General features: G+C 66.4%; 14 protein-coding genes and 1 pseudogene. 4 read left to right on the forward strand and 11 right to left on the reverse strand.

Features of this window, described 5'->3' with window-relative positions; all coding sequences use genetic code 11:
• Window positions 1-170: 170 nt before the first annotated feature.
• The 7 genes from BWQ93_RS13240 to BWQ93_RS13270 form a co-directional block, all read right to left on the reverse strand.
• Window positions 171-1,196 carry an aspartate-semialdehyde dehydrogenase gene (locus tag BWQ93_RS13240; protein WP_077030956.1) on the reverse strand — a complete coding sequence of 342 codons (1,026 nt, stop codon included), beginning with the start codon at window positions 1,194-1,196 and terminating at the stop codon, window positions 171-173.
• 34 nt (window positions 1,197-1,230) lie between these two features.
• Window positions 1,231-1,848, reverse strand: coding sequence for a DUF1287 domain-containing protein (locus BWQ93_RS13245; RefSeq protein ID WP_083720875.1), 618 nt, complete (start codon window positions 1,846-1,848; stop codon window positions 1,231-1,233).
• A 98-nt stretch (window positions 1,849-1,946) separates the two neighbouring features.
• A complete protein-coding gene (rplS, locus tag BWQ93_RS13250; protein ID WP_077030957.1) occupies window positions 1,947-2,324 on the reverse strand; it encodes a 50S ribosomal protein L19 in 378 nt (125 codons plus the stop codon).
• 5 nt (window positions 2,325-2,329) lie between these two features.
• Entirely contained in the window at window positions 2,330-3,067 is a 738-nt protein-coding gene (trmD, locus tag BWQ93_RS13255; RefSeq protein ID WP_077030958.1) for a tRNA (guanosine(37)-N1)-methyltransferase TrmD, read from the reverse strand.
• Complete coding sequence (locus BWQ93_RS13260; protein ID WP_077030959.1) at window positions 3,064-3,441, reverse strand: type II toxin-antitoxin system VapC family toxin; 378 nt, start codon at window positions 3,439-3,441, stop codon at window positions 3,064-3,066. The genes trmD and BWQ93_RS13260 overlap by 4 nt, the downstream gene beginning before the upstream one ends.
• Window positions 3,438-3,803, reverse strand: a complete 366-nt coding sequence (locus BWQ93_RS13265) for an AbrB/MazE/SpoVT family DNA-binding domain-containing protein (RefSeq protein WP_083720877.1) — start codon at window positions 3,801-3,803, stop codon at window positions 3,438-3,440. Before BWQ93_RS13265 ends, BWQ93_RS13260 begins: the two co-directional genes overlap by 4 nt.
• Window positions 3,804-3,849: 46 nt before the next feature.
• Window positions 3,850-4,773: a LysR substrate-binding domain-containing protein gene (locus BWQ93_RS13270; RefSeq protein WP_077030960.1), complete on the reverse strand. Its 924-nt coding sequence runs from the start codon at window positions 4,771-4,773 to the stop codon at window positions 3,850-3,852.
• Between the two features lie 102 nt (window positions 4,774-4,875).
• Between BWQ93_RS13270 and BWQ93_RS13275 the strand changes: the two genes are divergently transcribed.
• Together BWQ93_RS13275 and BWQ93_RS13280 are read left to right on the forward strand one after the other, a co-directional pair.
• Window positions 4,876-5,160 (forward strand): hypothetical protein, encoded by a 285-nt coding sequence (locus BWQ93_RS13275; RefSeq protein WP_156878235.1) that lies wholly within the window; start codon window positions 4,876-4,878, stop codon window positions 5,158-5,160.
• A 161-nt stretch (window positions 5,161-5,321) separates the two neighbouring features.
• A complete protein-coding gene (locus BWQ93_RS13280) occupies window positions 5,322-6,569 on the forward strand; it encodes a sensor domain-containing diguanylate cyclase (RefSeq protein ID WP_083720879.1) in 1,248 nt (415 codons plus the stop codon).
• Here BWQ93_RS13280 and BWQ93_RS13285 read toward each other — a convergent pair.
• A complete protein-coding gene (locus BWQ93_RS13285) occupies window positions 6,566-8,074 on the reverse strand; it encodes a serine hydrolase domain-containing protein (protein WP_077030963.1) in 1,509 nt (502 codons plus the stop codon). The two genes, BWQ93_RS13280 and BWQ93_RS13285, sit on opposite strands and share 4 nt — an antisense overlap.
• 147 nt (window positions 8,075-8,221) lie before the next feature.
• Between BWQ93_RS13285 and BWQ93_RS13290 the strand changes: the two genes are divergently transcribed.
• The gene (locus BWQ93_RS13290) at window positions 8,222-8,602 is read left to right on the forward strand and encodes a surface-adhesin E family protein (protein ID WP_156878236.1); all 381 of its coding nucleotides are present in this window, start codon (window positions 8,222-8,224) and stop codon (window positions 8,600-8,602) included.
• Window positions 8,603-8,608: 6 nt separating this feature from the next.
• On the opposite strand, the gene rimM is transcribed toward BWQ93_RS13290, so the two are convergent.
• The 3 genes and pseudogenes from rimM to ffh all read right to left on the reverse strand — a co-directional run bounded on the left by rimM (window position 8,609) and on the right by ffh (window position 11,335).
• Window positions 8,609-9,109, reverse strand: a complete 501-nt coding sequence (gene rimM / locus BWQ93_RS13295) for a ribosome maturation factor RimM (protein ID WP_077030965.1) — start codon at window positions 9,107-9,109, stop codon at window positions 8,609-8,611.
• Window positions 9,110-9,337: 228 nt separating this feature from the next.
• Window positions 9,338-9,811 (reverse strand): annotated as a pseudogene (rpsP, locus tag BWQ93_RS13300) (30S ribosomal protein S16); the annotation flags it as partial.
• Window positions 9,812-9,856: 45 nt separating this feature from the next.
• Complete coding sequence (gene ffh, locus BWQ93_RS13305; RefSeq protein WP_198040389.1) at window positions 9,857-11,335, reverse strand: signal recognition particle protein; 1,479 nt, start codon at window positions 11,333-11,335, stop codon at window positions 9,857-9,859.
• Between the two features lie 413 nt (window positions 11,336-11,748).
• Between ffh and BWQ93_RS13310 the strand changes: the two genes are divergently transcribed.
• On the forward strand, window positions 11,749-13,377 hold the full coding sequence (locus tag BWQ93_RS13310) for a putative bifunctional diguanylate cyclase/phosphodiesterase (protein ID WP_077030968.1): 1,629 nt from the start codon (window positions 11,749-11,751) through the stop codon (window positions 13,375-13,377).
• Window positions 13,378-13,397 lie beyond the last annotated feature (20 nt).

Genomic DNA, 13,397 nt, shown 5'->3' on the forward strand with positions numbered 1-13,397 from the left:
CCGAAGACTTCGCCATCGGCAATCCGATCCTCCCCAGGCGAAGCCATGGGGAGGTGGCAGCCCGAAGGGCTGACGGAGGGGTTTGGGCGCTACCGTCGAAACCCCTCCACCACGCCCTACGGGCGCGGTCCCCCTCCCCAACGCTTCGCGATGGGGAGGATCTTGATGCCTCAGCCCTTCTTCAGATGTCGACGCCCCAGCAGCTCCGCAATCTGCACCGCGTTCAAAGCCGCACCCTTGCGAAGGTTGTCGCTGACGCACCACAGGTTCAGGCCGTTATCGACCGTCGGATCATCCCGAACCCGCGACACGAAGGTCGCGAAGTCGCCGACGCATTCGACGGGGGTGATGTAACCACCGTCCTCGCGCTTGTCGTGGAGCACGACGCCCGGGGCCTCGCGCAGGATGCGCTGCGCATCCTCGGCCGACAGCTCCTCCTCCATCTCGATGTTGATCGCTTCCGAATGGCCGACGAAGACGGGGACACGGACGCAGGTCGCGGTGACCTTGATCTTGGGATCGAGGATCTTCTTCGTCTCGACGACCATCTTCCACTCTTCCTTGGTCGAGCCGTCGTCGAGGAACTTGTCGATGTGCGGGATGACGTTGAAGGCGATCTGCTTGGTGAACTTCTGCACGTCCTTTTCGTCGCCGACGAAGATCTGGCGCGTCTGGTTCCACAGCTCGTCCATACCCGCCTTGCCGGCGCCCGACACCGACTGATAGGTCGAGACGACGACGCGCTTGATCGTCGCGGCATCATGCAGCGGCTTCAATGCGACGACCATCTGCGCGGTCGAGCAATTGGGGTTGGCGATGATATTGCGCTTTTTATAGCCGTCGATCGCGTCGGGGTTCACCTCGGGCACAATCAGCGGCACGTCGGGGTCCATCCGGTAGAGCGAGCTGTTGTCGATCACCACGCAGCCGGCCGCGGCGGCCTTGGGCGCATGGATCGCGGTTGCGTCGCTGCCGATCGCGAAGATCGCCATGTCCCAGCCGGTCCAGTCGAAATTGTCGATATTCTGGCATTTGGCGGTGCGGCCGGTGTCGCCGAGTTCGATATCGAGGCCCTGGCTGCGCGACGAGGCGACCAGCGCGAGTTCGTCGATCGGGAATTCGCGTTCGAACAGGATGGCGAGCACTTCGCGCCCGACATTGCCCGTCGCGCCGGCGACAACGATACGATAACCCATGAAAACACTCCTCAGCGTGAAACTTGAAATCTGGTCAGACCTTCCAGCGGAAATGGCCGGTCAGCGGGTGGTCGAACAAGGCGTCCTCTTCGCGGGCGCCGCGGCCGATATTGTGGATGATCAGCGGGCGGCCCGCGGTGGTGGTTCGGTCGGAGACGATGCCGGTGTGCGGAAAGCGCCCGCCGGTCATCGCGGTGAAGATATCGCCCGGTCGCCAGTCGGCGGGATCGCTGGAGACGGGGAGCCGCGCGCGCTGGCGCGTCCAATAGGTGGCAAGGTTGGGCACGCGGCGATGGTCGATGTTGCGGTCGGGCCGGCGCAAGCCCCAGTTTTTCGGATAGGCCCCAAAGTCGCCCTTCATGTCGGCGTTTACAAGGGCCTGGAGATCGACGCCGAACGCGTCGCGATAGGCGCGGATGAGGACGTCGGTGCACACGCCCTTGGCGCGGTCGACGTCGCCGTTCGGGAAGGCGAGCATGGTGTAGGCCGGGTCATAGGCCAAGGTGACACCGACCTGCTTGCGGGCGGCCGCAACCAGCCGCTCGGCGGTGGTCGCCGCCGCCGCCCGGCCCGCCGGCCCCAGCGCCGCAAAGCACAGCCCCGCGCCGAGGACGGCGCGCCGGGAAAGCTGGAAGGACGCGGACTGATGCATGGATTTGCGTTGCCCAAATGAAAAACGACCGGTTTCGCGCTTTGGCGGAACCGGTCGTTTTGGAAAGCTGTTTTCGCTTGGGGTTGGGAAAGTGTCCCTTAGCCCTCGCTGGCTTCCGGCCGGTAATCGCGGCGCTCCGCAATACGCGCCGATTTACCGGTGCGGCCACGAAGATAATAAAGCTTCGCACGACGCACGGCACCCTTGCGGACGACGGTAATGCTGTCGATGTTGGGCGAATAGAGCGGGAAAACGCGCTCGACGCCTTCGCCGAACGACATTTTGCGCACGGTGAAGTTCGAGCCCATGCCCTTGTTCGAGCGCGCGATGCACACGCCTTCGAAATTCTGCACGCGGGTGCGTTCGCCTTCGACGACCTTCACACCGACCTTCAGCGTGTCGCCGGGGCGGAATTCGGGGATCGTCTTGCCGGCCTTGGCAATTTCTTCGGCTTCGATCGTCTGGATGAGGTTCATGTCCTCTAGTCCTTTTCTTTTCGCCGCGCGCCAGAGGCAGGTCGGGCCCGAGCATCGATATGACGCTCCCAAAGGTCCGGCCTGCGTAACCGTGTCTGATCCTCCGCCTGTTGTTTCCGCCAGGCGGCGATCTTCGCATGATCCCCCGATCGCAGCACTTCGGGGATCGTGCGCCCTTCCCATGTCACAGGTCGGGTATAGTGCGGATATTCGAGCAAACCGTTCTCGAACGATTCGTCGTCACCGCTTGAAGTCGCGCCCATTACGCCGGGAATCAGCCGAATGCAAGCGTCGAGCAGCATCAGCGCCCCCATCTCGCCCCCCGACAGGATGATGTCGCCCATCGAGACCTGTTCGATCGGGCGCGCGTCGAAGATACGCTCGTCGAAGCCCTCGAACCGCCCACAGAGGATGATCGCGCCCGGCCCTGCGGCAAGGGTGCGCACCCGCGCCTGCGTAACCGGCGCCCCGCGCGGGGTCATGGCCAGGATCGGGAGGCCGGGATTCGCCGCCACGGCACGGTCGAGCGCCGCGGCGAGAATGTCGGCCTTCAGCACCATGCCCGCACCGCCACCCGCGGGCGTATCATCGACGGTGCGGTGCTTGTCGGTCGCGAAATCGCGGATCTGCACCGGCGCGCACGACCAGACGCCCGCCTCCAGCGCGCGCCCCGCCATGCTGTGTCCCAGCGGGCCGGGGAACATGTCGGGATAGAGGGTCAGCGGGACGGCGGCGAAGCTCATGGCAGCGTCCAATTCTCGACCTTCAAGCCCGGAACGTCGGCGAAGTCGGCTTCGTTTGCTGTGACTAGGGCGATGCCTTGGGATAATGCGTGAGCAGCGATCAATCGGTCGTAGCTTCCCCGCTTGAACGGCAGCGCCGCGTAAGCCTGCGCGGCTTTATAATCGAAATCGAGCACCCGGACCTCTTCGACAAAAGCTTGCAGCTCGTCGAAGGCAGGGGACTTGCCACGTGTCGAACCATGCGCAACCTCGGCATAGGCGATGGCCGAGGTGACCAGGTCGCCCTCGTCGCACTCCCCCGCTCGCGACACCAGTCGGGCGTCGAGATTCATGACAAGCGCGATGATGGCATCGCTATCAAGCAGATATTTCACGCGCCATCATCCCCGTCGGCCTTGCCCACCAGCAGGGTTCGGTCCTCGAACAACCTGTCCTCAGGCGCGATCAGTTGCAGCCCCGTGGCCGATCCCGCGACCTTCGCGATATTGAATTTGCGTTTGGGCCGGTTGGCGGGCTCGTAGGAGAGAAATTGCCCGTCTTCGATAATCAGCTCCATTTCGGTTCCCGCCACCAATTTGGTGCCCGCCGGAATTCGCACCGCCAGCGAATTTCCCGATTTGAAGACTTTGACCTTGTGCCGCTTCTTTTCCGAAGACTTCAGCCATGGAGCGGAACCAAACACTCGATTCAAGGCGAACAGGCGCATGTCTTCATTCACTTCATTGCGCTTCGTCATGACACACTCCCGTATATACGATATGTATATACATGATCGACCCCGGTCAAGCCGGCGGCTGCCATAGCGCCTCGGGCAGGATGTGGCGATCCTTGCCGATCTCGGCGTGCAGCCATTCGCGGAAACGTTCGATCTTGCGCACCCCGACGCGGTTGTCGCGGTGGACGAGCCACATGCCCGACGAGGCCGAGACATAGAGCGTGTCGAAAGGCTGGACCATGCGGCCGCTCGCGAGTTCGGCCTGCCAGTAGAGCGGAGTCATCATCGCGACGCCGAAACCCGCCTGTACCGCGCTCGCCTCTTGCAGCTGGCTGTCGAGCTCGATGCCGCGGCGCGACGGTGCGGGCGGCGTGTCGACGCCCGCGGCGGCGAACCAGTCGGCCCACCAGCTGTCGTTGGGCGCGAGCCGCTGGACGCGCAGCAGGTCAGCGGGCTCGCGGATATCATGTTCGGCGATGAAGGCGGGCGAGGCAATCGGCGCGAGATATTGGCGCATCAGGAAATCGGCGCGCAGACCCGGCCACGTCCCCCTGCCGATGCGGATCGCGACGTCGACGTTCGACGTGTCGAAATCGACGAGCGCGTTGTTCATCGCCATGCGCACCGCGAGATCGGGATAGGCGAGCTGGAACCCGCCGATGCGCGCGCTGAGCCAGGTGCCGCCGAAGCTGGTCGCGGCGTCGATCGTCAGCACCTCGGCCTCGTCGCTGCCCAGCGAGGCGAAGGCATCGCCCATCGCGGCGAAGGCCTGGCTGATCGCGGGGAGCAGCCGCCGCCCCGTTTCGGACAGATGCACCCGCCCCTTTTCGCGCACGAACAGCGCGCGGCCGAGCCGCTCCTCCAATTGGCGTACCTGATAGCTGACCGCGGCCTGCGTCATCCCCAATTCCTCGGCAGCGCGCGAGAAATTCTGCAGACGACCAGCGGCTTCGAAGGTCCGGACGGCGGCGAGGGGCGGAAGCTTGGGCACTCGTCATATAAGGCTGACTTATGGGATCATGCAAAGCTTTTGTTGGCGCCGGCCAGCGCGAACGGGCATTTGTCGAGCATCGAAGAAACGAGGAGACGATCGATGATGGAAGAACATTTCATGCGCAGCTGGAACCAGGGCCACGACCGTTTCAGCGCCGATCTTCATCGCGGGCTGACCCGCCTGCTGGCGCCGCTACGGCGCTTCGGCGAATGGATCGCGCTGCCCAGCGTCCCCGGCGAAGACCGCGTCTTCGTCAAGGCGGCGGGCCGGCTGGCGACGACGCTGCGCCGCAAGCCCCGCGCGGCCGCTCGCAGCCGCCGCGCGCGTGCAGCATCTGCCGCGGCACCGGGCACCGTCGAGGTGGACCGCCGCGCCAAGGCCTGACGGGTAATTCCCGAGCATCACGAAACCGGGCGGCCGAACGCCCCGATCGCCCGGTGGTCCCTCGCCGGGCGATCCCTTTTTCGGGCATTTTGATCAACGGCGCATTAACCAAAAATCAGCGGGTTCACGCCTAATCACCCTCCCCTGGACCAGGGGGCAAGATGACGCGATGGGCGCGAATATCGGGAACAGGAGCGGCGCTGCTGGGCGCTGCGGTCCCCGCGCACGCCCAATCCTCGTTCGCCGACGCGACCAGCATGACCTGGGACGGCGTGCTCACCGGCATCTTCCTGGGGCTGTTGATCTTCTCGCTCGCCTATAATGCCGCTTTCTATGCGCTGCTGCGCGAGCGTTTCCTGATCTGGCAGAGCGTGCGCGCCGCCGCCTATCTGGCGCTGGCCATCGGGCTTTCGCCGCTGGCGATGGGGGGAGCGCTGTCCCCCGACAGTTTTGCGCGGCAGCTGTGGATCACCGTCTTTTTCGACCTGGGGGTCGCCGTGTCGGGGCCGTTCCTGCGCGCCTATCTGGAACCCGGCACGATCCCCAGGCGGCTGTATCCGCTGCTCGGCTGGCCGCCGTTCCTGATCCTGCTGACGACGCCGGTGACGGTGATGGCCGATCCGCCCGCGCTCTATTTCGCCCTGCGCAACCTGCTGCTCGTCGCGATGCTCGCGACCGGCGTGGCGACGGTGGCGATCGCGCTGACGCGCGGCAGCCGCACCGCGCGCTACCAGGCCGCGGCGTGGAGCGGCATCGGCGCGGTCTATGGTCTCAGCCTGTTCCACGATATCGTGCTGCAAGCGCCGTTCGAGGCGTTCCTGTTCCTGCTCTTCCCCGCGCTCGGGCTCGAAGTCATGCTCACCGCGCTCGGCATCCTCGACCGGCTGGTGCGCCTCCGCCGCGAGCGGACCGAGGCGCAAGCGCAAGCGGAAGCGATGCGCGTCATCGCGCACACCGATCCGCTGACCGGCCTGCCCAACCGCCGTGCGATCGAGGAAAGCTACAAGGCCGAAACCCCGGTCGCAATCGCGATCGTCGACCTCGACCATTTCAAGACGATCAACGACCGCCACGGCCACGACGTCGGCGACCGCGTGATCTTCGCCGCGGGGGTGGCGCTGGGATCGGGCAGCGCGATGGCGGCGCGGATCGGCGGCGAGGAATTCGCGCTCCTGTTCCGCTGCGAGGCGAGCGCGGTCGCGAACGAGGCCGAACGGCTGCGCCAGCGCGTCGGCGCCTATATCGCGCAGATGGTGCCGTCGCTGCAGCGCCCGGTGACCGCGAGCATGGGCCTCGTCCACATCGCGCGCGAGACGAGCTTCGGCGCCGCAATGAAATCAGCCGACATCAACCTCTATGCCGCAAAGGAAAGCGTGCGCGACCGGGTGGTGTTCATCGCGGCGGCTTAGTTCGCCGCGGCGCGGAAACGAAGCGCCTGGATCGTCACCGGCGTCGTCGGCGCAAGCAGCAACTGGCCGTCGAGCTTGCCCTTCTCGCAGTTGAGGCGGAAGGCGGTCGACATCGCGCCCATCGGCGCGAGCGGCTCGGCGGTCGGGCACGCGCCGAGCTGGTCCTTGAGCTTCGCAAGCTCCGCCGCCCAGTTTTCGGCCGAGCGGTCGAGGAGGAAGTTCATCGCCAGCTTGCCGTCAAGGGGCCCCAGATTGCCCGCGGCATAAGCAGCCTGCGCCGCGGCGAACATCTCGGCGACCGCGGGCGAGACCGGGGTGTCGCGTCCTTGGAGCAGCCCCGCCTTGTCCATCGCGACCGCGCTGTCCCACGCGGGCCCCGACGGGCCGGCATAGGTGCGGTTGGCGAGCGCGAAGACACCGGTGCCGGTCTCGGGCATCAGCATCACATGGCTGCCGTAGCCGGGGTAGCCGCCGCCATGCGCCATGGTGAGGCCGAGCTCGCAATCCTGCGCGACGCGCCAGCCCATGCCGTAAGCGAGGCTCTGCTTGCACGCGTCGGCGCCGCTGGCACCGATGCGGTTGGCGACCGAAGTGAAGTTCAGCCCCTGCGCCATTTCGCGCACCGTTGCGCGGCGGACCGGCCCCGTGTCGGGGTCGTCGCGCGCGGGCCAGGCCGAGAGCAGGAAGGCGACCCATTTGGCATAGTCGTTCGCACTGACCTGCAGCCCGCCCATGGCGTTGAACGCGCCGTCGGCCATCTCGGGCTCGGGGGCCCAGGCGTCATTCTCCCAGCGATAGCCGCGGGCATAAAGGTCCTTCGGCGTCCTGGTCACGTCGAAGCCGCTCGCGCTCATGCCGAGCGGGGTCAGGATCGTCTGTTGGACATAGTCGGTGTACGCCATGCCCGAGGCGTTCGCCACGATCCGGCCGAGCAAAGCGTAGCCGAAGTTCGAATATTCATGTTGGCTTTGCGGGACGCGGCTGAAGGGCACGCCCGCGGCGATCATCTTCGTGAACTCGGCCTGCGGCAGCACCTGCTGGCGGTCGCCCCACGGGTCGTCGGTGACGAAGCCGCCGACATGCTGGAGCAGGTCGCGGATCCGGATCCGCGGGCTGTCCTTGGTCGGATAGGCCCAGGACTTCATCTCGGGAATATGCTGCTCGGCGAGGTCGTCGAGGCGGAGCTTGCCGTCGTCGCGGAGCTTCAGGATTGCGAGGGCGGTGAAGGCCTTGGTCATCGAGGCGATGCGAAAGCGGCTGTCAGCGGTGACCGGGCGCTTGCTCTCGAGGTCCTGCACCCCGACGCCCTTCACATAGGCGAGCTTGCCGTCCTGCACGATGCCGTAGACGAGACCGGGAACATGCGCGTCGGCCTTATATTTCGCGAAGAGCGCGTCGATCTCGGGCGCGAGCTGGTCCAGGGTTTTCGGGGCGGGGTCTTGCGCGGCGGCGGGGAGTGGCGTCGCGAGCGCCAGAGCCACACCCGAAACCCATGTCCACCGCATCGCGCTCTCCCCTGGCATTGGCCGCGACGCTAGCAGAGCGACGAGCGATGGCAACAGGCGGGCGCAGCACGGGTTCGCGCTTGCTTTTCGGCGCAACTACAGCAGGATGGCAGAGTGGGCGGAGACAGGGGACGATAGATGCGCGCGATGATGGGAATGCTGGCGATCGCCGGCGCGTTCGGAATGGCGGTGCCGGCGATGGCGCAAGACTGGACATTCGTGACCGAAAGCGACGCCGGATCGGTCCATTATTACGACTCCGCCAGCCTGAAGCGCAGCGGTGGCAAGGTCACCTTCTGGTCGCGCGAGGATGCTCGCAACGCCGATGTCGAGGACGATTATCCCCTCGTCAGCGACGCGCTCGAGGAGATCGATTGTGCCGCGGACAAGCTGCGACTGATCGAGATCGTCGATCGCGACGATCAGTATCAGGAAGTCGAGCGCTTCGATTTCCGGAGCGAGGTGGTGTGGAACGCCATCGCGCCCAACACCGTCGCTGCCTCGAAGCGTAGCGCCGTCTGCAAATAGCGCGGGTCAGCCCGCGTCGGCGAAGGCGCGGGTGACGACCAGCCGTTCGCCGTCCCATTCGGGCACCGCCTGGGGCCGCATCGGAACCATGAAGCGCTTGCCGTTCGGGCGCTCGATCTCGACGACATCGCCGGCGCCGAAATTCTCGATAGCCGCGACATGGCCGAGCGCCTCGCCATCGTCGGCGACGCACGGCAGGCCGAGCAGGTCGTGGTGATAATATTCACCCTCGGCGAGCGGCGGCAGCGCCGAGCGCGGGACGGTGAGCAGGGTGCCGCGCAGCGCCTCGGCGGCGCTGCGGTCGGTCACCTCGGCGAAGGTCGCGACCGCGCCCTGATTGGCGGGGCGCACCGATTTGAGCGTCAGCTTACGATCGCCCGCGTTCAAAACGGAAAAGGCGCGGAGAGCCTCCGCGCCTTCGCCGAACAATTTGAGGCGCACCTCGCCCCGCACCCCATGCGCGCCGGCGATGGCGGCGAGGGTGACGGGGCGGTTTGCGTCGGCCAAGGCTTAGGCCTTGGCTTCTTCTTCGCCTTCGGCAGCCGCCGGGGCTTCCTCGGCAGCAGCAGCTTCGGCGACCGGAGCAGCCGGAGCTTCTTCGGCCGGGCCGCCTTCGGCAGCCTGTTCGGCCATCGCGGTCGCGTCGTCGGCGGTCGCATCGGCCGGGGTTTCGTCGGCGACGGCCTCGGCGACGGCTTCGGCAGTCGCTTCGCTCTTCACCGAACCGGTCGCATCCGACTCGGCGGCCTCGGGAGCGGCGGCTTCTTCAGCAGCGGGCGCTTCTTCAGCGGCCACTTCCGGAGCGGCTTCTTCGGCGGCTTCGGGCTCGGGGGCGGGAGCGGCGGCCGCGGCGGCCTTGGCTTCCTCGGCGTCAGCCAGCTTCTGGGCCTTTTCCTCGGCGCGTTCCTTGGCCTTTTCGCCCGGGACCGCCTTGTTCGGGTTGTTGCGCGCGGCGCGTTCCTGGACACCCGCGGCGTCGAGGAAGCGGGCGACGCGGTCGCTCGGTTGGGCGCCGACGCTCAGCCAGTGCTTCGCGCGCTCGGCGTCGAGCTTGACGCGCTCCGGATTGTCCTTGGCGAGCAGCGGGTTGTAGCTGCCGATACGCTCGATGAAGCGGCCGTCGCGCGGGCTGCGCGAATCGGCGACGACGATCTTGTAATAGGGGCGCTTCTTGGAGCCGCCGCGCGACAGGCGAATGGAGGTAGCCATGATGTAAGTCCTTCTTTCTAATTCAAATTCAGGTTGTCGGTTAAATCACTTTTTCTTGTTCATCAGATTGGCGAGTTCGGGCGGGATCGCCCCGCCGCCGAGGCCGGGCAGCCCGCCGAGGCCACCGCCTCCGCCACCGCCCATGCCGCCGCCGCCCCCAAGGCCCGGCATGTCGGGAATGCCGCCGCCCTTGCCGAACAGCGCACCGAGCCCCTTGAGCCCGCCCATCTTGCGGATCTTCTTCATCGCGGTCGACATTTCCTGGTGCATCTTGAGCACCTTGTTGACCATCTGGACGTTGGTGCCCGAGCCGTTGGCGATGCGGATCTTGCGCTTCGCGGTCAGGATTTCGGGCTTGGCGCGTTCCTTGGGGGTCATCGACCCCATGATCGCGTCGAAGTGGAGCAAGGTCTTGTCGTCGGCGCCGGCCTGCGCCGCGGCGACCTGCGCCTTCTTGAGGCCGGGGATCATGCCCGCGAGCGCGCCGAGGCCGCCCATGCGGCGCATCTGGTTCAATTGGGTGCGCAGGTCGTTGAGGTCGAACTGGCCCTTGGCCATCTTCGCCGCCATCGCCTCGGCCTCTTCGGCCTGGATCGTTTCGGCGGCGCGCTCGACGAGGCTGACGACGTCGCCCATGCCGAGGATGCGGCCCGCGATGCGCGACGGCTGGAAGAGTTCGAGCCCGTCGAGCTTTTCGCCCGTGCCCGCGAACTTGATCGGCTTGCCGGTGACGGCGCGCATCGAGAGCGCTGCGCCGCCGCGCGCGTCGCCGTCCATGCGGGTGAGCACGACGCCGGTCAGCGGCACCTGATCGGTGAAGCGCTGCGCGACCTGCACTGCGTCCTGGCCGGTGAGGCTGTCGACGACCAGCAGGGTTTCGGCGGGGTTCGCCGTGCGCGACACCGCCTGCATCTCGTCCATCAACTGCTGGTCGACGTGGAGGCGGCCTGCGGTGTCGAGCATCAGCACGTCATAGCCCTGGAGCTTCGCGGCCTGCAGCGCGCGCTGCGCGATTTCGGTCGGCTGCTGGCCCGCGACGATCGGCAAGGTCGCGACGTCGATCTGGCTGCCGAGCACCGCGAGCTGTTCCTGAGCGGCAGGGCGATTGACGTCGAGCGACGCCATCAGCACCTTCTTGCGCTCTTTTTCCTTGAGCCGCTTCGCGATCTTTGCGGTGGTGGTGGTCTTACCCGAGCCCTGCAGGCCGACCATCATGATAACCGCGGGCGGGGTGACCGCAAGGTTCAGCTCGGCGGTTTCGGACCCGAGCATCTCGGTCAGCGCGTCGCTGACGATCTTGACCACCTGCTGGCCGGGAGTCACGGAGCGCAGGACATTCTGGCCGATCGCGAGTTCGGTGACCTGGTCGACGAAGCTGCGCACGACGGGCAGCGCGACGTCGGCCTCGAGCAGCGCGATTCGCACCTCGCGCATCGCGGCGCGCACGTCGGCCTCGGTCAGCGCGCCGCGGCCGCGGAGCTTTCCGAAAACATCGCCAAGCCGGTTGCTCAGACTATCGAACACAGCCAAAATCCTTGCTTTCGACGCCCGCAACGCAAAACACGCCGGTGAGCGAAACCTCGCCAACCAGCGGTATCCGTGGACAGGTTTTTCCGTCGCGGATGTCGATATGCCCGACCGCGAGATGCCGCCAGACGGGGCGCCATTACGGGAAATGGCGGCGAAAGGCAAGCGAGGGCGCGGTGTTCCCAGATCCTCCCCACGCGAAGCGATGGGGAGGTGACAGCGCGAAGCGCTAACGGAGGGGTTGACGCCGTCAGGCGTCGGTGCAAGGCCAGACCCCTCCACCACTCGCGGCGCGAGCGGTCCCCCTCCCCAACGCTTCGCGACAGGGAGGATCGGGATAGCCCAAACTTAACGCAAATTTCACCGCTTGGGGCGCAAAAGGGCCGCTTCTTGTGGGGGACATGCGAAATATGGCGACCGCCGCTCCGCCGAAAGGACCCGACCGCGCCGAAGGGGCGAAACGCGATATCGTCGCGGGCGGCATCGTCGTCGCCGCAATTATCCTGTTCGTCGGCACCGGCAGCAACGTCATGCAAGCGGTCGTCCGTGCCCTGTCGGGGATCGGCGGCGGCAGCGACCAGGTGCTCGCCGCAACGCTGATCCTGAACATCGCGCTGATCCTGTTCGGTTGGCGCCGATACGAGGATTTGCACCGCGAAATCCGCGCGCGCACCGAGGCCGAGCAACAGGCACGCTACCTGGCCGATCGTGACCCGCTCACCGACTTCCTCAACCGCCGCGCGATGCTCGACCAGGGACAGACGCTGATCGAGAGCGCCGCCGCCGAGCGGCGTCATGTCGCCTTGTTCCTGCTCGACCTCGACCATTTCAAGACGGTCAACGACATCCACGGCCACGCCGCGGGCGACCGCATGCTCAAGGTCGCCGCCGAGCGCATCGCGGGCGTGCTGCCGCCGAGCGCGCTGATGGCGCGGCTGGGCGGCGACGAGTTCGTCGCGATGCTGGTGTTCGAACCGGCGGGCAAGCCGCATATCGAGGCGCTGGCGGCGGAGATCGTCGCGACGCTCGAGGAACCGGTGACGCACGAGGGCCAGCTGATCCGCATCGGCGCGTCGATCGGCCTGTCGCTGGCAACCGCTGCCGACACGACGATGGACACGCTGGTGCGCCAAGCCGACATCGCCATGTATCATTGCAAGGACGAGGGCCGGAACCGCTTCTGCTGGTTCGAGGTCGGCATGGAAATGGCGGTGCAGGTCCGCAACCAGATCGAGACCGGCATCCGCAGCGGCATGCCCAAGGACGAGTTCGTGCCTTTCTTCGAGCCGCAGGTCGACATCGCGACCGGCCGGCTGGTCGGTTTCGAGATGCTGATGCGCTGGAATTCGCCCGAGCATGGCATGGTCGAGCCCGACCGCTTCATTCCGGTGGCCGAGGAAAGCGGGCTGATCGGCGAACTGTCGCTGCGCGTCGTGCGCCACGCGATGGAGATCGCCAAGACCTGGGACCCGTCGATCACGCTGGCGGTCAATATCTCGCCGCAGCAATTGAAGGATCCCTGGTTCAGCCAGAAGCTCACCAAGCTGCTGGTCGAGACGGGTTTCCCGGCGAGCCAGCTCGAGGTCGAGATCACGGAAAGCTCGCTGTTCGAGAATCTGCCGCTGGTGCGCTCGATCGTCACCAGTTTGAAGAACCAGGGCGTGTCGCTGAGCCTCGACGATTTCGGGACCGGCTACAGCTCGCTGTCGCATCTGCGCGCGCTGCCCTTCGACCGGATCAAGATCGACAAGAGCTTCGTCGCGGCGATGCAGGGCAGCCCCGACGCGCAGGCGATCGTCGTCGCGATCGTGCGGCTGGGCGAGAGCCTGGCGATGCCGATCACCGCCGAGGGCGTCGAGGACGAAGCGACCGCGATCGAACTGACCCGCCTCGGCTGCGCCAAGGCGCAAGGCTGGCACTATGGCAAGCCCGCGTCGGCGGCGACGACCGCGAAGCTGCTCGCCGACCGCGGGCTGCTGCGCACGCCGGCGGCGCCCGATGCGGGTGCAGCCGAGGACGAGCGGCGCAAGACGGCGTAAGCCCGCCTCGCTAGACTTCC

This window comes from Sphingopyxis sp. QXT-31 (assembly GCF_001984035.1).
GTDB lineage: Bacteria > Pseudomonadota > Alphaproteobacteria > Sphingomonadales > Sphingomonadaceae > Sphingopyxis.

Excerpts from the sequence above, each read along its gene's own strand:
- BWQ93_RS13240 (WP_077030956.1), bottom strand. The coding sequence starts at position 1,196 with ATGGGTTATCGTATCGTTGTCGCCGGCGCGACGGGCAATGTCGGGCGC.
- BWQ93_RS13245 (WP_083720875.1), bottom strand. The coding sequence starts at position 1,848 with ATGCATCAGTCCGCGTCCTTCCAGCTTTCCCGGCGCGCCGTCCTCGGC.
- rplS (WP_077030957.1), bottom strand. The coding sequence starts at position 2,324 with ATGAACCTCATCCAGACGATCGAAGCCGAAGAAATTGCCAAGGCCGGC.
- trmD (WP_077030958.1), bottom strand. The coding sequence starts at position 3,067 with ATGAGCTTCGCCGCCGTCCCGCTGACCCTCTATCCCGACATGTTCCCC.
- BWQ93_RS13265 (WP_083720877.1), bottom strand. The coding sequence starts at position 3,803 with ATGACGAAGCGCAATGAAGTGAATGAAGACATGCGCCTGTTCGCCTTG.
- BWQ93_RS13275 (WP_156878235.1), top strand. The coding sequence starts at position 4,876 with ATGATGGAAGAACATTTCATGCGCAGCTGGAACCAGGGCCACGACCGT.
- BWQ93_RS13280 (WP_083720879.1), top strand. The coding sequence starts at position 5,322 with ATGACGCGATGGGCGCGAATATCGGGAACAGGAGCGGCGCTGCTGGGC.
- BWQ93_RS13285 (WP_077030963.1), bottom strand. The coding sequence starts at position 8,074 with ATGCGGTGGACATGGGTTTCGGGTGTGGCTCTGGCGCTCGCGACGCCA.
- BWQ93_RS13290 (WP_156878236.1), top strand. The coding sequence starts at position 8,222 with ATGATGGGAATGCTGGCGATCGCCGGCGCGTTCGGAATGGCGGTGCCG.
- BWQ93_RS13310 (WP_077030968.1), top strand. The coding sequence starts at position 11,749 with ATGGCGACCGCCGCTCCGCCGAAAGGACCCGACCGCGCCGAAGGGGCG.